This is a genomic window from Pseudomonas sp. SP16.1, from assembly GCF_052682975.1.
The window spans coordinates 436,287-456,745 of record NZ_JBQYFZ010000001.1 but is presented as its reverse complement, the minus strand read 5'-3'; the positions used below and the strand labels follow the sequence as shown (position 1 = coordinate 456,745).

Here is a 20,459-nt window from a genome sequence, read left to right as displayed (position 1 = left end):
TGTTGCTGCGATAAATGCCCGCCTCCACCATCTCCCCATGGAGCGTAATCATGGAGATAGAGATGGATACTTCTTCGCGTACTACCGAGGTTCTCGATACAGACTCTGACCAGTCCCTTCCCTTACCGGGTACGGAAGCCTACGAGTCGCTTCCGCAGTTCCCCAAGGGCAATCCTCTGCCCTTCCGGCGAACAATTCGCAAGCATGAGCTGAGACAGATCGTCCCCCTGGCTGAATCAACGATCTACGAAATGGAGCGTCGTGGCGAGTTCCCCAGGCGCTTCAACCTGACACCACGTTGCGTGGTCTGGGACCTGGCCGAGGTAGAAGCCTGGATCGAGGAGCGCAAGCAGGCGCCTCGGGTCAATATCAGCAAGCCGGATGTCTACCTGAGGAAAACCCGCCCTGTCCGGGCGGGCTCAAACCAAGCATGATGTCGGCGCCGTCATCATCCGACAAGGGCCTGCAGCTCCTTGGAGGCGGGACGCGTTAGCCGTCGTTCTTCCTTGGCTAGATTGACCTGCAGGGCCACCTGAGCCACGTCCAAGACACCGCCAGGCAGCAGATAGCTGCCTTTGGCCTGCAGCCAGGTCAGCACGTCCGCTAGGTGCCAGATCGATGCACTGCCCTCATGCACCGGCGTAGGGAAGCTGCTCGGATAAGCCAACATCAGTTTGCGCATGTTCTGGCGCGACACGCCGACGATCTCCGCCACATCGGTGAGACCGACCAGATCCGGTGCCACCTCGATCAGCCTGGCCGACGGTACGGCACTGCGCACGTCGGCAAGGGCACTGCGCACAGCCGCCTCAGCGCTCTCCGCTTCACGGGTGAACTCCAGCGCCAGACGACCTGGCTGGCCAATGCCGATCAAGGCATCGTCGCAGCCGGCCTCGCCGAGGCGCTCGACCAACGCTTCCGGGTCACGGTCATCGTCGGCCAGTTGGTATTTCAGTGTGAAGATGTATTCCATAGCGCTACTCCTCTGCACCCTCGGTGGTCTGCCGCTGCTTACGGTGCGTGGTGCAGTTGTCGACGACACGCCGAAGGGCACGCGCATGGTTGCCAGGGTTCTTCGGTGTGCTCCACACGCTGGTGATGCAGAATTCGCCGCAGCGACATTCTTCATCGTTGTAGGGACAGTAGATTCGTCCCCAAGCGTGGCTACCACCCAGCTCTATGCGCCAGCCCTGCTCTTCGGCATGCCTGAGTGCTTCTTCGACCTCTTTCTTCGAGTGAGAAGGACGGGTCATCAGTGATCTCCAGTATTCGCATGACCGGCAAGGTTGTCAACTGACAACTTTTCACTTTCCTTAAACCGTGGCACTCAAAACCGGCACTACGACGCTGTCCGGCAGCAGTTGGGGAACATGAGCGCGGCCATCGATCCAAGCGTCGATCATGTCCGCCCACTCCTGCAGCATGTGCCGGCGCTGCTCCGCGTACTCGGCCTTGTTGTAGACCGAGCGCGAGGAGCGACCATCCTCGTGCGCCAGGCATTTCTCGATCCAGTCGCCGTTGAAGCCCACCTCGTTGAGCAGCGTGGAACCGGTCCTGCGTAGGTCGTGGACGGTGAACGGCTCCAACGGCAGACCTGCTTCCTTCGCACGGGCGGCGATGAGCTGGGTGATGCGATTCAGGGTGGCGTGCGACATGCAGCGGTAGATGTCATAGCGCGAGGGCAACACATACCGGGAACCGGCCGCACAGGTGTGCAGGGCCACGAAGATGTCCAAGGCCTGGCGCGACAGGTAGACAACGTGCGGGTTACGCCCCTTCATCCGCTCCTTGGAGATCGTCCAGGTGGCGTTCTCGAAGTCCACCTCATCCCAGGTCGCCTCGATCAGCTCGCTCTTGCGTACCAAGGTCAGCAGCACCAGCCGCAAAGCCAGCTTGATCGTGGGATACGCGGCGATAGTCTCCAGTTGATGGAAGGCCAGCCGAATTTCGGTCGGGCTCAGCGCCCGGTCCTTCGGCACGAAAGTGGCGATGGAAGACGATTTAACGTCGTCAGCCGGATTCTCGACCTTCTCGCCATGCAGGATCGCGAACGCATAGACCTGTTTCACGATGTCGCGAATATGGACCGCAGTTGCCGGTGCCCCTCGAGCCTTCACCTTGGCACACAGAGCTCGCAGATCGTCAGGGGTGATTTCGGTCAGCAACCGATTGTCGAAGACCGGCAGGATGTCGCGGTCGATGATGCTTTTGCGCATCGCACGCGTGCTGTCGGCCATGCGCGCACCGGCCAACCACTTAGTCAGCGTTTCACCGAAATTCTTGGCTGCGTTCAGGCGCCGCTTCGCGCGCTGCTTTTCCAGGGAGGGAGACTTGCCCAGGGCGACCATGCGCTTGGCATCGAGCAGCTTCTCGCGAGCCATGGCCAGGGATATGCCAGTCGGACCATAGCGTCCGATGGTCAGCGTTTCTCTGCGTCCATTGAGACGGTAGTCGTAGCGAAAGGTGACGGTACCGGTAGGCGATACCGTCACGTACATACCATCGCGGTCGGAAGCCTTGTACAGCTTGGACTTGGGCTTGAGATTGCGCAGTTTGGTATCAGTAAGCATCGAGGTTTTTACTCCTGTTCATGACGGCTTTTACCGTCAAGGGTCAGGAGACCTGTTGATGCCGGGAAAGCCGCACGGGGCAAGCTTTCCCAAGGAGCGATTTACCGTCAAAGACCGGTTTTGACCGGATAGTAAACAGAACGGTCTCAATCCGACCGCTGTTTACTACCGTCACCGCTACCGCCAATTCGTTCTGCTAATCGACGATAGGCCTCGATAACCATTGCAACTAATTTTCTTTTAAATCAACACGTTACAATTGGCTATCGATACATCTCAATGAGCCCGGAAGGACCCGACTTCACTCCCACTCGATGGTCGCCGGCGGCTTGCTCGACACGTCGTAGGTGACCCGGGAGATGCCTTCGATCTCGTTGATGATGCGGTTGGAGACCTTCTCCAGCAGCTCATACGGGAGATGAGCCCAGCGCGCGGTCATGAAGTCGATGGTTTCCACCGCGCGCAGGGCGACGACCCAGGCGTAGCGACGGCCGTCGCCGACCACGCCGACCGATTTCACCGGCTGGAACACTACGAACGCCTGGCTGGTCTTGTGGTACCAGTCGAAGTTGCGCAGCTCCTCGATGAAGATATGGTCGGCACGGCGCAACAGGTCGGCGTATTCCTTCTTTACTTCGCCGAGGATGCGCACACCCAGGCCCGGGCCCGGGAAGGGGTGGCGGTAGACCATGTCGTAGGGCAGGCCCAGCTCCAGGCCGATCTTGCGCACCTCGTCCTTGAACAGCTCGCGCAGCGGCTCGACCAGCTTGAGGTTCATCTCCTCCGGCAGGCCGCCGACGTTGTGGTGGCTCTTGATCACGTGGGCCTTGCCGGTCTTGGCACCGGCCGACTCGATCACGTCAGGGTAGATGGTACCCTGGGCGAGGAACTGGATGTTGTCCAGCTTGCTGGCCTCGGCATCGAACACGTCGATGAAGGTGCGGCCGATGATCTTGCGCTTCTTCTCCGGGTCGGCCTCGCCGGCCAGGTTGGAGAGGAACTGCTCCTCGGCGTTGGCGCGGATCACCTTGACGCCCATGTTCTCGGCGAACATGGCCATCACCTGGTCGCCCTCGTGCAGGCGCAGCAGGCCGTTGTCGACGAACACGCAGGTCAGCTGATCGCCGATGGCCTTGTGCAGCAGGGCCGCGACCACCGAGGAATCCACGCCGCCGGACAGCCCCAGCAGCACGTTGGCGTCGCCGACCTGGGCGCGCACCTGGGCGATGGCGTCCTCGACGATGTTCGACGGCGTCCACAGCGCCTCGCAGCCGCAGATCTCGAGGATGAAGCGCGACAGGATGCGCCCGCCCTGCTTGGTGTGGGTCACCTCGGGGTGAAACTGCACGCCGTAGTAGCCGCGGCCGTCGTCGGCCATCGCGGCGATCGGGCAGCTCGGGGTGCTGGCCAGGATATGGAAGCCGGCGGGGATCTCGGTGACCTTGTCGCCATGGCTCATCCACACGTCGAGGCCGAACACGCCGTCGGCGTCCACATGATCCTCGATGCCGTCGAGCAGGCGGCTCTTGCCGACCACGTCGACGCGGGCGTAGCCGAATTCGCGCAGATCCGAGCCCTGCACCTTGCCGCCGAGCTGCTCGGCCATGGTCTGCATGCCGTAGCAGATGCCCAGCAGCGGTACGCCGAGGTCGAACACGGCCTGGCGCGCGCGCGGGCTATCGGCCTCGTGCACCGACTCCGGGCCGCCGGCGAGGATGATGCCGCGCGGGGCGAAGGCGCGGATGTCCTCGTCGCTCATGTCCCAGGGGTGCAGCTCGCAATAGACGCCGATCTCGCGCACGCGGCGGGCGATCAGTTGGGTGTACTGGGAACCGAAGTCCAGAATCAGGATGCGGTGGGCGTGAATGTCGTGGGCCATGGCCGTCTCTCGTAGGTATTCACAAATGACACGGGGCTGTTAAGCCAGCCCCGTATCCAGTCAATGCAATGGACCTCAGCCCACGCGATAGTTCGGGGCTTCCTTGGTGATCTGCACGTCGTGCACGTGCGACTCGGCCATGCCGGCGCCGGTGATGCGCACGAACTCCGGCTTGGTGCGCATCTCTTCGATGGTGGCGCAGCCGGTATAGCCCATGGAGGCACGCAGGCCGCCCATCAGCTGGTGGACGATGGCGGCCATCGCGCCCTTGTATGGCACGCGGCCTTCGATGCCTTCCGGCACCAGCTTCTCGGCGCCGGCCGACGAATCCTGGAAGTAGCGGTCGGAGGAGCCCTGCGCCTGGGCCATCGCGCCCAGCGAGCCCATGCCGCGGTAGGCCTTGTAGGAACGCCCCTGGAACAGCTCGACCTCGCCCGGCGCCTCTTCGGTACCGGCCAGCATGGAGCCGATCATCACCGCGGAGGCACCGGCGACGATGGCCTTGGACAGGTCGCCGGAGAAGCGGATGCCGCCGTCGGCGATCAGCGGCACGCCGCTGCCGGCCAGGGCCGCGGCGACGTTGGCCACGGCGCTGATCTGCGGCACGCCGACGCCGGCGACGATACGGGTGGTGCAGATCGAGCCCGGACCGATGCCGACCTTGACGCCGTCGGCGCCGGCTTCGACCAGCGCCTTGGCGGCGTCGCCGGTGGCGATATTGCCGCCGATCACCTGCACCTCGGGGAAGTTCTCCTTCACCCAGCGCACGCGGTCGATCACGCCCCTGGAGTGGCCGTGGGCGGTGTCGACGATGATCACGTCGACGCCGGCATTGGCCAGCGCGGCGACGCGGTCGCCGGTATCGGCACCAGTGCCGACGGCGGCGCCGACGCGCAGGCGGCCCTGGTCGTCCTTGCTGGCCAGCGGGTAGGCCTTGGCCTTCTCGATGTCCTTGACGGTCATCATGCCCTTGAGGGTGAAGGCGTCGTCGACGATCAGCACCTTCTCGATGCGGTGCTTGTGCAGCAGCTCGCGCACGGTTTCCTTGTCGGCGCCTTCCTTGACGGTGACCAGGCGCTCCTTCGGCGTCATCACGTCACGCACCAGGGCGTCCAGGCGATTCTCGAAGCGCACGTCGCGGGAGGTGACGATGCCCACCAGATCGCCATTGCTCAGCACCGGCACACCGGAGATGTTGTTCTGCCGGGTCAGCTCGAACAGATCGCGCACGGTGGCCTCGGCCTCGATGGTGATCGGGTCCTTGACCACGCCGGCCTCGAACTTCTTGACCTTGCGCACCTCGGCAGCCTGCTGCTCGATGGTCATGTTCTTGTGGATGATGCCGATGCCGCCTTCCTGGGCCATGGCGATGGCCAGGCGTGCCTCGGTGACGGTGTCCATGGCGGCGGACAGCAGCGGGATATTCAGTTCGATGCCGCGGGTCAGGCGGGTCTTGAGGCTGACGTCCTTGGGCAGCACCTCGGAATAACCGGGGATGAGCAGAACGTCGTCGAAGGTCAGTGCTTCTTGGCTGATGCGCAGCATGGCGGGCTCCCGGGCGGGAAAAATAAGAAGCGCGGCATTATACCCAGCCACCCCCGCCCGCTCAATGCAAAGTGTGACAGGTGCTGCGGCAAAACGACCGACTGGTCGGCAGGTACAGGGCGCGCATACAATAACGATTCTCATAAACATCCGCACGCGAGTGCCAAATGCCCTTCTACCGCCCCGCTTCCGCCCCGCCGCACTGGCGCGCCGGCCTGCTCGCCCTCACCCTGATCCCCGCCAGCCACGGCCTGGCCAACGAACTGCAACTGCCCAGCCAGGAGGTCGTAGGCGCCAGCGCTGCCGAAGCAGATGGCTACCGGGCCAAACGCGCCAGCACGGCGAGCAAGTCGTCGGTGGACATCAAGGACGAGGCGCAGTCGCTGCAGGTGGTGACCCCGCAGACCCTCGAGGATTACCAGGTCCAGTCGCTGGACGACGCCATGAGGTTCGTCAGCGGCGTCAGCCAGAGCAACAGCCTCGGCGGCACCAAGGACGCCTTCATCAAGCGCGGCTTCGGCACCAACTCCGATGGCTCGATCCTGCGCGACGGCATCCGCTCGAACCTGTCTCGTAACTTCACCGCCAGCAGCGAGCGGGTCGAGGTGCTCAAGGGCCCGGCCGCCCTGCTTTACGGCGCGATGGAGCCTGGCGGACTGATCAATGTCATCAGCAAGCTGCCGCAATACCGGCAGCGCACGGTCGTGAGCGGCTCGGCCTACAGCGAAGGCGGCGGTACGCTGAGCCTCGACGCGACCGGCCCGCTGGCCGACAGCGGCCTGGCCTACCGGCTGATCGCCGAGCGCCAGCACGAGGACTACTGGCGCAACTACGGCAGCAGCGAGCAGGTGCTGCTCGCGCCGTCGCTGAGCTGGACCGGCGAGCGCGCCAGCCTGACCCTGGCTTACGAGTACAACGACTACGCCGCGCCCTTCGACCGCGGCACGGTATTCATCGGCGGCCATCCGGCCAGCGTCGATTACGCCAGGCGCCTGGACGAGCACTGGGCGGAGACCCGCGGCATCGCTGAAAGCGCCCGCGCGGTATTCGAGTACCAGCTGAACGATGACTGGAAGAGCCGCCTGACCCATGGCTGGAACAATGACACCTACGGCCTCTCCATCGCCCAGCCGGTTTCGCTGGATGCGAGCACCGGCGCCTTTCGCCGAGTGGGCAACGGCGCCCACTACGACGACGAAACGCGTTACTCCAGCCTGGATCTGCTCGGCCAGCAGATGTTGTTCGGCCAGCGCCACGAACTGCTGCTCGGCGTCGATCACGAACTCAACGACCAGTATCGCGGCAAGACCTACCGCAACACCGCCGGCATGCGCGGCGATATCGACATCTACCACCCGGTCTACGGCGGGCTGGCCGAGCCGAGCGTGATCAGCGCCACGCAGAGCAACCGGCGCAACGAACTGACCTCGACCTCGGTCTATTTCAAGGACAACTGGCACCTGGACGAGCGCTGGATCCTGGTGCTCGGTGGCCGCTACCAGCACTATGACCAGTACATCGCCCAGGGCCTGGGGGCGAGCCGCAAGACGCTGTACGACCGCAACGACCAGACCCTGATCCCCTTCGCCGGCCTGGTGTACAAGGTCAGCGACCCTCTGTCGCTGTACGGCAACTACAGCCGCTCGTTCGTGCCCAACACCAGCGTCAGCGATGCCGGACAGACCTTCGATCCGGAAGAGGGCCGCAGCTACGAGCTGGGCGCCAAGTACGACCTCGCCCCCGGCCTGAATCTCAACCTGGCGCTGTTCGACATCGTCAAGGGAAACGTGGTGGTCGGTTCCGGCGACGACATGGAAGCCGCCGGCAAGGTCGGCTCGCGCGGAGTGGAGCTGGACCTGAGCGGACGGATCGCCGAGCGCTGGGAGCTGATCGCCACCTACGCCTACACCGACACGGAAATCCTCGACGACCCGGCCAACGAGGGCAATCGCCTGGCCCAGGCGCCGCGCCACAGCGGCAGCCTGTACCTGACCCATGAGCTGGCGGCGCCTAGCGAACTGGGCACCTGGCGCATCGGCGGCGGCGCCCGCCACGTCGGCGAGCGCACCGCCGATAACGCCGACAGCTTCCGCCTGAGCGGTTATACGGTGGCCGACGCCTTCGTGCGCTGGGACTACCCGCTACTGGGGCGCAAGACCTCGCTGCAGCTGAATGTCGACAACCTGTTCGACAAGCACTACTACCCTTCGACCACCGGCAGCCCGCTCAATGTCAGCGTCGGTGCGCCGCGCAGCGCACGGCTGTCGGCCAGCGTCGAGTTCTGAGGGGCACGGGCTCAGGCCGGGTCCTCGACGACCACCAGGCGCACGGCGAAGCCGATGCGCTCGGCCAGCTCGTCGAGGAAAGTCTGGCGAAAGCCGGCCTGCGCCCAGTTGTTGAACACCAGGCCCAGGTCGGAGAAGCCGCAGGGCTGCAGGAACAGGAAGCCGTTGATGTCGTCCTCGAAGCCGCATTCGGGGCAGACGAAATTGTCGGTCTCGCCCGGCCACCAGCGCTCCAGGCTGTCGAACAACGGCGGGCCGATCTCCTGGCGGCACTCGGGGCAGCCGGTTTCTTCGCGAAAACCCTGGGTCGGGGTATAGATGCAGCGTTTGGTGACCAACTCCAGGCCGTTGATCGGCCGGCCGAACGGCAGCAGCTCCGGGCGCTCGACCACCCGTCGCGCCCCCGCGGCGATGGCGAAGGCCATGCGATTGCCGCTGCGTCCGCAGGTGCTGACGTACGCCTGGACGATCTCGCGCTGCGCCAGCCAGCGCAGCAGACGCGCCGCCTGCGCCTCGTTGCCCGGCAGGCTGGAGATCTGCGGCACGATGATGGCCTGGTTCTCGCCCATGGCGTGCTCCATACGAAGAAAAGTCGCGCAGCTTAGCGGCGGCAACGCACGGGTCAACTATGGCCGGCGCGGCAAAGCCTTTATCATGCCGCCCCATGATCAACGATCCCTTTGCCCGCCTGAACCTCGACCGCGAGGTGCTCAGCGTCAGCCAACTGAACAATCGCGCCCGCCTGCTGCTGGAGGACGTGTTCGCCAGCATCTGGGTCGAGGGGGAAATCTCTAACCTGGCGCGGCCGGCGTCCGGGCACATCTACTTCACCCTCAAGGATAGCCAGGCCCAGGTGCGCTGCGCGCTGTTCCGGCAGAACGCCGCACGGGTACGCCAGGCGCTGCGCGACGGCCTGGCGGTGAAGGTGCGCGGCAAGGTCTCGCTGTTCGAGGGCCGCGGCGACTACCAGCTGATTCTCGATGCCGTCGAGCCGGCCGGCGACGGCGCCCTGCGCCTGGCCTTCGAAGCGCTGAAGGAGAAACTCGGCGCCGAGGGACTGTTCTCCACCGAACGCAAGCTCGCCCTGCCCGCCCATCCCAAGCGTATCGGCATCGTCACCTCGCCGACCGGTGCGGTGATTCGCGACATCATCAGCGTGTTCCGCCGCCGCGCGCCGCAGGTGCAGCTGACCCTGATTCCCACCGCGGTGCAGGGGCGCGAGGCGACGACGCAGATCGTCCGCGCCCTGCAGCTGGCCGATGCCCGCGGCTTCGACGCGCTGATCCTGGCCCGCGGCGGCGGCTCGCTGGAAGACCTGTGGTGCTTCAACGAGGAAGCCGTGGCCCGCGCCGTGGCCGCCTGCGTGACGCCCATCGTCAGTGCGGTGGGCCATGAGACGGACGTTTCCATCGCCGACTTCGTCGCCGACGTCCGCGCACCGACGCCGTCGGCCGCCGCCGAGCTGCTGGCGCCGGACAGCAGCGAGCTGGTGCAGCGCCTGCGCAACCTGCAACGGCGCCTGGTGCTGCACATGCAGGGGCGCCTGGCCCGCGAGCGGCTGCGCCTGGAAGGCGTGAGCCGGCGCCTGCGCCACCCGGGCGAACGCCTGCGCCAGCAGGCACAGCGCCTGGACGATCTGGATATGCGCCTGCGCCGTGCCTTCAATCAACAGCTCATCAACCAGCGTGAACGCCTGGCGCGCCTCGATGCCCGGCTCGCCGCCCAGCATCCGGGGCGCAACCTGGCGCTGCTGCGCCAGCGCCTGGACGACCTGGCCGCGCGCCTGCCGCGCGCCATGCACGGCCAGCTGCGCAGCCAGCGCCAGCAACTGGGCGCGTTGGCCGCGCAACTGCAGATCGTCAGCCCGCTGGCCACCCTCGGCCGCGGCTACAGCATCCTCCTCGACGAACGCGGCCAGGCCGTGCGCAGCGCCGCCCAGACCCGGCCCGGCCAGCGGCTCAAGGCGCGCCTGGGCGAAGGCGAACTGGATGTGCGGGTCGAAGACAACCACATACAACCGGCGACGCTGTCGCTGCTCGATTGACCTTTTGCCAGGTGGATAAGCGACGCGCGCCGATCCACCCCAGGAACAGCCGCATGCGCCTGATCGCCCTCCTGTTGTTGACCGCCCTCGCCCTACCCGCCCAGGCCGAAGGCTTTATCACCCGCCTGCTGAACAAGCCGGTACCCGGTGGCGTCGCCGTGCTCGACCTAGGCAATCCGACGCAGGTGCCCAAGGTGCGCTATCAGGACAAACCGGTGCTGACCATCCGCGAGGACGGCCGGCGCTGGATCGCCATCGTCGGCATTCCGCTGACGGTGAAGCCCGGCAGCCAGCAGTTGCAGGTCGACGGCCAGCAGCGCAGCTTCCAGGTCGGCGCCAAGCACTACACCGAGCAGCGCATTCGCATCAAGGACCAGCAGCAGGTCACGCCCAACGCCGAGAACCTCAAGCGCATCGAGCGCGAACTGGCCGAGCAGACCCGCGCCTACCAGCGCTTCAGCGCACGCCAGCCGAGCAACCTGCTGTTCGACCGACCGGTGGCCGGCCCGCTGTCCAGCCCCTTCGGCCTGCGCCGCTTCTTCAACGGCGAGGAACGCAACCCGCACTCGGGCCTGGACTTCGCCGCCAACCGCGGCACGCCGATCAAGGCGCCGGCCGCCGGTGAGGTAATCCTGATCGGCGACTACTTCTTCAACGGCAAGACGGTGTTCCTCGACCACGGCCAGGGCCTGATCAGCATGTTCTGCCATTTGTCGGCGATCGACGTGAAGCTCGGCGAGGAGATTCCTCGCGGCGGCCCTATCGGCAAGGTCGGCGCCACCGGCCGCGCCACCGGGCCACACCTGCACTGGAACGTCAGCCTCAACGACGCGCGGGTCGATCCGGCGATCTTCATCGGCGCCTTCAAGCCCTGAGCGGACAACCGGGCTTACAGTTGCAGGTTGGGCTCAAGCGCGGGCTTTGCTAAGGTCCTGCAGCTTGATCCGCAGCATCATGAGGCCCCGTCATGCCCGCCCAACTGCAACAAGCCCTGGACTGGCTGAGTCGCCATCCGCAACTGCACACCGTCCTCGCGCTCTGCCTGCTGTTGCTCGTTGCCTGGACGGCCAACTGGCTGGTCAAGCGTATCCTGGTACGCGGCCTGAACAGGGCCATGGGCGCCACCCAACTGGGGCGCACCAGCAATATCCATGACAGTGGCTTGATCAAGCGCCTGTCCCATGTGGTGCCGGCATTGATCCTGATCAGCGGCGTGCACCTGCTGCCGAACCTGCCGCCATCCGTGGTCGTCGTGGTGGTCAATGTCGCCTCGGCCTTCATCGTGCTGACCCTGGCGCTGGCCCTGAGCGCGCTGCTGGACATCATCAACACCCTTTACCAGCTGCGCCGCGATGCCCATATGCGGCCGATCAAGGGCTATCTGCAGGTGGTGAAGATCGCCGTTTTCGCCATCGCCACCATCCTCATCGTCGCCAGCCTGATCGACCGCTCGCCGCTGATCCTGCTGTCCGGGCTGGGCGCCATGGCCGCCGTCCTCCTGCTGATCTTCCAGGACACCCTGCTGTCGCTGGTGGCCAGCGTGCAGATCAGTTCCAACGACATCATCCGCGTCGGCGACTGGGTGGAGATGCCGCAGCTCAATGCCGACGGCGACGTCATCGATATCGCCCTGCACACGGTCAAGGTGCAGAACTGGGACAAGACCATCAGTACCATCCCGACCAAGCGCTTCATCACCGATGCCTTCAAGAACTGGCGCGGCATGGAGGAAAGCGGCGGCCGACGGATCAAGCGCTGTCTCTACCTGGACCAGAACAGCGTGCACTTCCTCAACGCCGAACAGCAGGACGAACTGCGCGGTTTCGATCTGCTGAGCGACTACCTGGAGCAGAAACAGGCCGAACTGCTGGCCAGCAACAGCGGCCGCAACGATCCGCGCAACACACGCCGGCTGACCAACCTCGGCACCTTTCGCGCCTACGTCGAGCGCTACCTGCGCCAGCATCCCGGCATCCACCAGCAGATGACCCTGATGACGCGCCAGTTGCAACCGACCGCCGCAGGCCTGCCGCTGGAGATCTACTGCTTCACCAATACCACCACCTGGCTGGTTTACGAGGGCATCCAGGCCGACATCTTCGATCACCTGCTGGCCATCCTGCCGGCCTTCGACCTGCGCGTGTTCCAGAACCCCAGCGGGGCGGACTTCCGCGCGCTGAGAGAGCACGCGACAAGCGTTCGCCGCCTCGAGCCGGAACTGCCTTGAGTAGCCGGACGTCGCGCCGCTGCAGCGGGTGACTCCGAGGTACCGCCCGGCGAAAGCGCCGAGTGGTCTCAGGTGTTCGATGTCCACCTGGCCTATGTCGAGCGCCAGCGCGCCCATAGGGGCGCGCTACAGAGCAGTCTGCAGGCGAGCATCGAGAGCCTCCGGCAGGCCGTCCAATGCGCACTGGAGCAGGCCAACCAGCGACCGCTGGCGGTACACAGCCCGCTGTCCCCTGCACTGCGCAATTTGGCTCAAAACATCCGCATATGAGCGCAATTTATTTCCAACCTAAAGCTCAATCCGCTACTAATCGGCGTTTTTCCGAGAACCGTTGCCATATTTACCTAGCGCCATTAGGGTTGTCGGCATGAATAGCCCCCACACCCTCATCCTCCTTCGACAACATGCCTGCCAGCGCCTGGTCAGCCCGCGACTGCGTGGCTGAACCCTCTCCTCGCCCCGAAGCAGTTGTCCCGGCCCGCCGCCGAACCCAAGGATTTGTTCGATGACCATGCTCAAAGACCCATCGCAGAAATATCGCCCTTTCACCCCTATCGCCCTGCCCGACCGCACCTGGCCGGACCGGATCATCGACAAGGCGCCGATCTGGCTGTCCACCGACCTGCGCGACGGCAACCAGTCGCTGATCGAGCCGATGGACGCCGAGAAGAAGATGCGCTTCTTCAAGTGCCTGGTGGCCGTGGGCCTGAAGGAAATCGAAGTGGGCTTCCCATCCGCCTCGCAGACCGACTTCGACTTCGTGCGGGAACTCATTGAGGGCGGCCATATTCCCGATGACGTGACCATCCAGGTGCTGACCCAGGCCCGTGACGACCTGATCGAGCGCACCTTCGAGTCGCTCAAGGGCGCCAAGCGCGCCATCGTCCACTACTACAACGCCTGCGCACCGAGCTTCCGCAAGATCGTTTTCAACCAGGACCAGGCCGGGGTCAAGGCCATCGCCGTGGCCGCCGGCCAGACCATCAAGCGCCTGGCCGCCGCGCAGCCGGACACCCAGTGGGGCTTCGAGTATTCGCCCGAGGTGTTCAGCTCGACCGAGACCGATTTCGCCGTCGAGGTGTGCAACGCGGTGATCGCGGTGTTCCAGCCGACCCCGGCCAGCAAGCTGATCCTCAACCTGCCGGCCACCGTCGAGTGCGCCACGCCGAACAACTACGCCGACCAGATCGAATGGTTCGGTCGCCATATCGACCGCCGCGACAGCGTGCTGATCAGCGTGCATACCCACAATGATCGCGGCACCGGGGTGGCTGCCTCGGAGCTGGCGGTGATGGCCGGCGCCGATCGCGTCGAGGGCTGCCTGTTCGGCAACGGCGAGCGCACCGGCAACGTCTGCCTGGTGACCCTGGCGCTGAACCTCTACACCCAGGGCGTCGATCCGCAGCTGGATTTCTCCGACATCGACGCGGTGCGCAAGGTGGTCGAGGACTGCAACCAGATTCCGGTGCACCCACGCCATCCCTATGCCGGCGATCTGGTCCATACCGCCTTCTCCGGCTCGCACCAGGACGCGATCCGCAAGGGCTTCGCCCAGCAGCAGGCCGATGCCGTCTGGGAGGTGCCCTACCTGCCGATCGACCCGGCCGACATCGGCCGCGACTACGAGGCGGTGATCCGCGTCAACAGCCAGTCCGGCAAGGGCGGCATCGCCTTCCTGCTCGAGCAGGAGTACGGCATCAGCCTGCCGCGGCGCATGCAGATCGAGTTCAGCCAGGTGGTACAGCGCGAGACCGACCGCCTGGGCCTGGAAATGACCGCCGCGCAGATCTATCAGTTGCTGGAAAGTGAGTATCTGCAGGCCAGCGCGCCCTACGCCCTGAAGGGCCATCGCCTGCAGGAAGAGAACGGCACCAGCGCGGTGGACGTGGAAGTCATCGAGGCCGGGGAAAGCCGGCACTGGCGCGGCATCGGCAAGGGCCCGCTGGAAGCCCTGGTGGCCGGCCTGCCGGTGGCCGTGGAAGTCATGGACTACAGCGAACACGCCATCGGTGCCGGCACCAATGCCAAGGCGGCGGCCTATATCGAGCTGCGCGTCAATGGCGGCCGCGCGCTGCACGGCATCGGCATCGACGAGAACCTCACCACCGCCAGCTTCCGCGCCCTGTTCAGCGCGCTCAACCGCGCCCTGAGCCAGGCCGAGGCCCAAGCGGCCTGATTGCGCCAGAAGCAAGACGAACAACGCCGGGCATTGCCCGGCGTTGTCGTTTCAGCGCAGCGTCCGCGTCAGCAGCGGTGCGCGCGGCGCACCCTACGGCCTCGACCGCATCACCCCGTAGGGTGCGCCGTGCGCACCGGCCGTTTACCGGCGGCGCAGCTAGCGCAGGGCAAAGCCATCGGCATCCAGATGTGCCGGGAAGCGTTCGCGGTAGGCGGCCAGCGCTCCGGCACCGAGGGTCACGCGAAACACCCCGTCGCCGGCTTCGGCCGCCAGCAACGGCTCGCCCTGGAAATCCAGTACCTGCGAGTCGCCGGTATAGGCGTGGCCCTTGCCGTCCTCGCCGACGCGGTTAACCGCAGCGACGTAGCACAGGTTCTCGATGGCCCGCGCCGGCAGCAGGCGGTTCCAGTGCTGGCGGCGCGCGCCCGGCCAGTTGGCGGTATAGAGCAAAAGATCGGTGCCGCCGGCATCGCGGCTCCATACCGGGAAGCGCAGGTCGTAGCAGATCAGCGGACGCACCCGCCAGCCCTTGAGCTCCAGCAGCACCTGCGTCTCGCCTGCGCTGTAGTGCTTGTGCTCGCCGGCCATGCGAAACAGGTGGCGCTTGTCGTAGTGCGCCAGCGAGCCGTCCGGGCGCGCCCAGAGCAGGCGATTGCGGTAGCTGCCGTCGGCGGCCTGGATGATCAGGCTGCCGCAGATCGTCGCGCCGACCCGCTGCGCCTGCTCGCGCAGCCAGGCCGTGGTCGGGCCGTCCTCGGCTTCGGCCAGTTCGGCCGAGTGCATGGAAAAGCCGGTGGAAAACATCTCCGGCAGGATCACCAGGTCGGCGCCGCGCGCCTGCTCCAGCAACGCTTGGAAGTGCGCCCGGTTGGCGGCCGGGTCGTGCCAGGCCAGGCTGGTCTGGATCAGGGCCAGTTCGAGATCGGGTCTATCGCTCATTTGGGGCGCCTCGCTCGCCATAGGGCGGGTGAAACCCGCCAACACTTCACAGGCGGGTTGCACCCGCCCTACCGATCAGACCGCGCGCAGCTTCTCGGCGGCCTGGCGCAGGGTGTCCTCGCGCTTGGCGAAGCAAAAGCGCACCAGGCGCAGCCCCTGCGGCGCCGCCTGGTAGAACACCGACACCGGAATCGCCGCCACGCCGTGCTCGCGGGTCAGCCATTCGGCCATGGCCACGTCGTCCAGCTCGGGGCGGATCGCCGAGTAGTCGGCGAGCTGGAAATAGGTACCGGGCGCGCGGGTGAAGGTGAAGCGCGAACCGGCCAGCAGGTCGCAGAACAGGTCACGCTTGGCCTGATAGAAGGCCGGCAGCTCCTCGACATGCTCGGGGCAGGCGGCCATGAACTCGGCCAGGCCATGCTGCAGCGGGGTCACCCCGCAGAAATTGACGTACTGGTGGATCTTGCGCAGCTCGGCGGTGAGTGCCGGCGGTGCCACCACGTAGCCGGTCTTCCAGCCGGTGACGTGGTAGGTCTTGCCGAAGGAGCTGACCACGAAGGCACGCGCATACAGTTCCTCGTGGGCCAGCACGCTGGCATGGCGGGCGCCGTCGTAGATCAGATGCTCGTAGACCTCGTCGCTGATCACATGGATATCGCGACCGCGGATCAGCTCGGCCAGCTTGTCCAGGTCGGCGCGGGTGAGCAGCGCGCCGCTGGGGTTGTGCGGCGAGTTGAGGAAGATCAGCCGGGTGCGCGGGCCGATGGCATCAGTCAGACGCTGCCAGTCCACGGCGAAGTCCGGCAACGCCAGCGGCACGTGCACGCAGCGCCCGCCGGCCAGCTCCACCGAGGGCTCGTAGCTGTCGTAGCAGGGGTCGAGGACGATGGCCTCGTCGCCCGGATGGATCAGCGCCTGCACCGCGCAGAAGATCGCCTCGGTGGCGCCGGGGGTGATGGTGATCTCGCTGTCGGCATCGCGCTGTACGCCATAGCTGCGAGCGATCTTGGCCGCCACCTGCTGGCGCAGGTTGGGCAAGCCGGTCATCGGACAGTACTGATTGCGTCCCTCCAGCACATGGCGCGCCACCGCCTCGCGCAGCGCCTGCGGCCCGTCGAAATCGGGAAACCCCTGCGACAGGTTGATCGCGCCGCTGTCCAGGGCGAGTTGGGACATGCGGGTAAAGATGGTGGTGCCGACCTTGGGCAGTTTGCTAACGAGCATCGCGACTTCCTGCGGGGGCTTGAGCAAGTCGCGAGGATAGCCGATGCCCGGTGCCAAGGGCAGCGGCAGGGCTGATGAAAAGCGTGAAGGGGCTTATGCCTTGCCCGCCGCCAAGGCAGCGACGGGCAAGGCGGCGGCGCTTACTTGCGCTTGTCCTTGCGCTTCTTCTCGGCCTTCTTGTGGTGGCTCATCAGGCGGCGCTTCTTGTTCACCTGGCGGTCGGTGAGGGTGTTCTTGTTGCCCTCGTAGGGGTTCTCGCCGCCCTTGTACTCGATGCGGATCGGCGTACCGACAAGCTTGAGCACACGCCGGTAGGTGTTTTCCAGGTAGCGGGTATAGGCACGCGGCACCGCATCGACCTGGTTGCCGTGGATCACGATCAGCGGCGGGTTGGCGCCACCGAGGTGGGCATAACGCAGCTTGATGCGGCGGCCGTTGACCAGCGGCGGTGCGTGGTCGCTGACGGCGTCCTCGAGAATCTGCGTCAGGCGGCTGGTCGGCCAGCGGGTGATGGCCGACTGGAACGAAGCCTGCACCGACTTGTACAGATGGCCGACGCCGGTGCCGTGCAGCGCCGAGATGAAGTGGATGTCGGCGAAGTCGACGAAGAACAGCCGGCGCTCCAGCTCGGTCTTCACGTAGTCCTTCTGCCCCTGGTCCATGCCGTCCCACTTGTTCAGGGCGATCACCAGAGCGCGGCCGCTTTCCAGGACGAAGCCGAGCAGGTTGAGGTCGTGGTCGACCACCCCCTCGCGGGCGTCCATGACGAACACCACCACGTTGGAGTCCTGGATCGCCTGCAGCGTCTTGACCACCGAGAACTTTTCCACCGCCTCGAAGATCTTGCCGCGGCGGCGCACGCCGGCGGTGTCGATCAGCGTGTACTTCTCGTCGTCGCGCTCGAAGGGGATATAGATGCTGTCGCGCGTGGTGCCGGCCTGGTCGTAGACGATGACCCGCTCTTCGCCGAGCATGCGGTTGACCAGGGTCGACTTGCCGACGTTGGGCCGGCCGATGATGGCCAGCTTGATGCCGTCCTTCTCGCTCGGCCCGGGGATGCGCTTGGCCTCCTGGCCTTCCTGCACCTCTTCCTCTTCGACACCTTCCTCCGGTTCACCGGCATCCTTGGGGAAGGCGCCGAGCACTACTTCGAGCATCTGGGTGATGCCGCGACCATGGGCACCGGCGATCGCCAGCGGCTCGCCCAGGCCCATGGGGCTGAACTCGGCGCGGGCCAGGTCGACGTCGAGGTTGTCGACCTTGTTCACCACCAGGAAGCTGCGCTTGTTACGCCGGCGCAGATGCTCGCCGATCATCTGGTCGGAGGCAGTCATGCCGGCGCGGGCGTCGACCAAAAACAGCACGGCATCGGCTTCCTCGATCGCCTGCAGCGACTGCTCGGCCATCTTCGCGTCGATGCCTTCCTCGTCGCCGGAGATGCCGCCGGTGTCGATCACGATATAGGTGCGCCCCTGCCACTTCGCCTCGCCGTACTGGCGGTCGCGGGTCAGACCGGAGAGGTCGCCGACGATGGCGTCGCGGCTGCGGGTCAGGCGGTTGAAGAGCGTGGACTTGCCGACATTGGGCCGGCCCACCAGGGCTATTACGGGAACCATCAGGCTCTCCACTAGGTTATTTCATAAAATGCAAAGGCCGCTGCACGGGCAGCGGCCGGAATGTTTCAGGCTGCCGCCAGGATCACCTGGCAGCATAGCCGGTTCACTTGATGGTCAGCGCCACCAGCTTGCCGCCGTTACCGAAGGCATACAGCCAGTCGCCCACCACCAGCGGACGGGCGCGCAGGCCATCGCTGTCGATACGGGTACGGCCGACGAAACGACCATCGACCTGACTCAGCAGGTGCAGGTAGCCCTCCAGATCGCCGACCGCCACGTAGCTGGAGAACACCTGCGGTGCCGACAGCTGGCGACGGGCCAGAGAATCGTTGCTCCACAGCGCCGAGGCGCTGCGCTCGTCGATGCCTTCGACGGTGCCGCTGGCGAAGCTGACGTAGACGTTGCCGAAGCCCTGGGCCACGCCCACCGAGCTGGAGGCCTCGCGCTGCCAGAGCACGCGGCCGCTGTCGAGATCCAGCGCGGCCACGCGGCCTTGGTAACTCACCACGTAGACGGTGCCGCCGGACAGCAGCAGGCCGCCGTCGATATCCACCACCCGCTCCAGTTCGGAACGGCCCTGGGGAATGGCCACACGCTGCTCCCATACCGGCAGGCCGCGTTGAACGTCGACCGCGATGACCTTGCCGCTGGACAGGCCGGCCACCACCAGGCGATTGGTCACCAGCGGGCTGCCAGTGCCGCGCAGGGTCAGCACCGCCGGGGTGTTCTCGAGGATCCAGCGCTGGCTGCCAGTGTCGGCGTCGAAGGCGATCAGGCGATCGTCCTGGGTCTGCACCACCACCACGTCGCCGTTGCTCGCCGGCGCGGCCAGCACTTCGCTGGTGACCCGCGAGCGCCACTGTTCTTCGCCGTTGCTGGCATCCAGGGCGATCACCTCACCCTTGAGGGTACCCAGCAGCACCTGACCGTAGCCGGCGCCGACCGCGCCGGAGACCGGAATCTCCAGTTTCTTGCGCCAGATCACCTTGCCGCTGGTGCGATCCAGGGCCATCACCAGGCCTTCGACGTCGGCGGCGTAGATCACCTCGCCGTCGATGGCCGGCACCAGCATGTTGAAGGTCTCGCCCTGGCCTTCGCCGATGGAACGGCTCCACTCGGTGCGCAGCTCGACTTCCTCGTCGAACTTGGTCAGCTCGGCCGGCGGCAGTTCCTTCTTGCTATTGCTGCTGCAACCCACGGCCAGTACGGCCAGGGCCAGCAGTGCGGCATTCTTCCAACGCATCACGTCACGCATCCCCTTTTGCCAGGTCGTCCAGCTTCATCTGCAGGCCACCGACGGCGGCGTCCTCGGCCAGGGCATCCTTGGCCTTCCGGTATGCGGCATGCGCCTCGTCGCTACGCCCCAGCTGTGCCAGCAAATCACCCTTGAGCTCTTCGCGGCTGGCCAGGAAGGCCGCCTCGGCTTCGCCGGCGAGCAGCGCCAGGGCCTCCTCGGCCTTGTCCTGCGCGGCCAGCACGCGGGCCAGGCGCTGGCGCGCCAGCTCGCCCAGGGTGGCATCGGCCGGCTTGTCGAGCACGCCCTGCAGCGCCGCGGCGGCATCGTCCAGCTTGCCCGCCTCGACCGCGACCTTGGCGACGAACAGGCTGCCGTACTGCGCGTAGTGGCTGCCGGCATATTCGTTGTTGAGCTTGCCGGCCAGCTCGGCGACCTTCGCCGCATCGGGCTTGCCAGCCGGATCCAGGGCGGTTTCCAGCAGTTGCTGATAGATCTGCGAAGCGCCTTGCGCCTGATTGGTCTGGTATTTCTGCCAGCCTTGCCAGCCGAACACCACCACCAGGGCGAGCGCGCCACCGGTCAGCAGGGGCTTGCCGTTGCGCTGCCACCAATCCTTGATTACCGCCAGCTCTTCTTCTTCGGTACGCGAAACCACCCCAATACTCCTATCGCTCGACCCGTCAGCAGGTCGGTAGAAACTACCCAGATTGTCTG

17 protein-coding genes are annotated in these 20,459 nt (G+C 65.7%); 6 read left to right on the top strand and 11 right to left on the bottom strand.

The window, feature by feature from the left end:
- Positions 1 to 50 precede the first annotated feature (50 nt).
- Entirely contained in the window at positions 51 to 434 is a 384-nt protein-coding gene (locus ACUTAF_RS02410) for a helix-turn-helix transcriptional regulator (protein ID WP_445578471.1), read from the top strand.
- Positions 435 to 448: 14 nt separating this feature from the next.
- Here the strand turns inward: ACUTAF_RS02410 and ACUTAF_RS02405 are convergent, their stop codons facing one another.
- From ACUTAF_RS02405 to guaB, 5 genes are all read right to left on the bottom strand, one after another.
- Positions 449 to 973, bottom strand: coding sequence for a helix-turn-helix transcriptional regulator (locus tag ACUTAF_RS02405; RefSeq protein ID WP_445578470.1), 525 nt, complete (start codon positions 971 to 973; stop codon positions 449 to 451).
- Positions 974 to 977: 4 nt separating this feature from the next.
- Positions 978 to 1,253, bottom strand: coding sequence for a hypothetical protein (locus tag ACUTAF_RS02400; protein WP_445578469.1), 276 nt, complete (start codon positions 1,251 to 1,253; stop codon positions 978 to 980).
- A 60-nt stretch (positions 1,254 to 1,313) separates the two neighbouring features.
- Positions 1,314 to 2,570 (bottom strand): tyrosine-type recombinase/integrase, encoded by a 1,257-nt coding sequence (locus ACUTAF_RS02395; protein ID WP_445578468.1) that lies wholly within the window; start codon positions 2,568 to 2,570, stop codon positions 1,314 to 1,316.
- Positions 2,571 to 2,871: 301 nt separating this feature from the next.
- Complete coding sequence (gene guaA, locus ACUTAF_RS02390) at positions 2,872 to 4,449, bottom strand: glutamine-hydrolyzing GMP synthase (RefSeq protein ID WP_445578467.1); 1,578 nt, start codon at positions 4,447 to 4,449, stop codon at positions 2,872 to 2,874.
- Between the two features lie 75 nt (positions 4,450 to 4,524).
- Positions 4,525 to 5,994 (bottom strand): IMP dehydrogenase, encoded by a 1,470-nt coding sequence (guaB, locus tag ACUTAF_RS02385; protein ID WP_445578466.1) that lies wholly within the window; start codon positions 5,992 to 5,994, stop codon positions 4,525 to 4,527.
- A gap of 167 nt (positions 5,995 to 6,161) precedes the next feature.
- On the opposite strand from guaB, the gene ACUTAF_RS02380 reads away from it, so the two are divergent.
- On the top strand, positions 6,162 to 8,279 hold the full coding sequence (locus ACUTAF_RS02380; protein WP_445578465.1) for a TonB-dependent siderophore receptor: 2,118 nt from the start codon (positions 6,162 to 6,164) through the stop codon (positions 8,277 to 8,279).
- A gap of 11 nt (positions 8,280 to 8,290) precedes the next feature.
- Here ACUTAF_RS02380 and ACUTAF_RS02375 read toward each other — a convergent pair whose 3' ends face one another.
- Positions 8,291 to 8,848, bottom strand: a complete 558-nt coding sequence (locus tag ACUTAF_RS02375; RefSeq protein ID WP_445578464.1) for a sugar ABC transporter ATPase — start codon at positions 8,846 to 8,848, stop codon at positions 8,291 to 8,293.
- Between the two features lie 95 nt (positions 8,849 to 8,943).
- Here ACUTAF_RS02375 and xseA point away from each other — a divergent pair, with 95 nt between their 5' ends.
- The 4 genes from xseA to leuA all read left to right on the top strand — a co-directional run bounded on the left by xseA (position 8,944) and on the right by leuA (position 14,726).
- A complete protein-coding gene (gene xseA / locus ACUTAF_RS02370; RefSeq protein ID WP_445578463.1) occupies positions 8,944 to 10,323 on the top strand; it encodes an exodeoxyribonuclease VII large subunit in 1,380 nt (459 codons plus the stop codon).
- Between the two features lie 53 nt (positions 10,324 to 10,376).
- Positions 10,377 to 11,198: a peptidoglycan DD-metalloendopeptidase family protein gene (locus ACUTAF_RS02365; protein WP_445578462.1), complete on the top strand. Its 822-nt coding sequence runs from the start codon at positions 10,377 to 10,379 to the stop codon at positions 11,196 to 11,198.
- Between the two features lie 92 nt (positions 11,199 to 11,290).
- The gene (locus ACUTAF_RS02360) at positions 11,291 to 12,550 is read left to right on the top strand and encodes a mechanosensitive ion channel family protein (RefSeq protein ID WP_445578461.1); all 1,260 of its coding nucleotides are present in this window, start codon (positions 11,291 to 11,293) and stop codon (positions 12,548 to 12,550) included.
- 505 nt (positions 12,551 to 13,055) lie between these two features.
- Positions 13,056 to 14,726 carry a 2-isopropylmalate synthase gene (leuA, locus tag ACUTAF_RS02355; protein ID WP_445578460.1) on the top strand — a complete coding sequence of 557 codons (1,671 nt, stop codon included), beginning with the start codon at positions 13,056 to 13,058 and terminating at the stop codon, positions 14,724 to 14,726.
- A 159-nt stretch (positions 14,727 to 14,885) separates the two neighbouring features.
- Here leuA and ACUTAF_RS02350 read toward each other — a convergent pair whose 3' ends face one another.
- The 5 genes from ACUTAF_RS02350 to ACUTAF_RS02330 all read right to left on the bottom strand — a co-directional run bounded on the left by ACUTAF_RS02350 (position 14,886) and on the right by ACUTAF_RS02330 (position 20,400).
- Positions 14,886 to 15,668, bottom strand: coding sequence for an amidohydrolase (locus tag ACUTAF_RS02350; protein ID WP_445578459.1), 783 nt, complete (start codon positions 15,666 to 15,668; stop codon positions 14,886 to 14,888).
- 75 nt (positions 15,669 to 15,743) lie between these two features.
- A complete protein-coding gene (locus tag ACUTAF_RS02345; protein WP_445578458.1) occupies positions 15,744 to 16,892 on the bottom strand; it encodes a pyridoxal phosphate-dependent aminotransferase in 1,149 nt (382 codons plus the stop codon).
- Positions 16,893 to 17,032: 140 nt separating this feature from the next.
- On the bottom strand, positions 17,033 to 18,508 hold the full coding sequence (gene der, locus ACUTAF_RS02340) for a ribosome biogenesis GTPase Der (protein ID WP_445578457.1): 1,476 nt from the start codon (positions 18,506 to 18,508) through the stop codon (positions 17,033 to 17,035).
- A 103-nt stretch (positions 18,509 to 18,611) separates the two neighbouring features.
- Positions 18,612 to 19,763 carry an outer membrane protein assembly factor BamB gene (gene bamB / locus ACUTAF_RS02335; RefSeq protein ID WP_445578456.1) on the bottom strand — a complete coding sequence of 384 codons (1,152 nt, stop codon included), beginning with the start codon at positions 19,761 to 19,763 and terminating at the stop codon, positions 18,612 to 18,614.
- Positions 19,756 to 20,400, bottom strand: coding sequence for a tetratricopeptide repeat protein (locus ACUTAF_RS02330; protein WP_445578455.1), 645 nt, complete (start codon positions 20,398 to 20,400; stop codon positions 19,756 to 19,758). The genes bamB and ACUTAF_RS02330 overlap by 8 nt, the downstream gene beginning before the upstream one ends.
- Between the last annotated feature and the right edge of the window lie 59 nt (positions 20,401 to 20,459).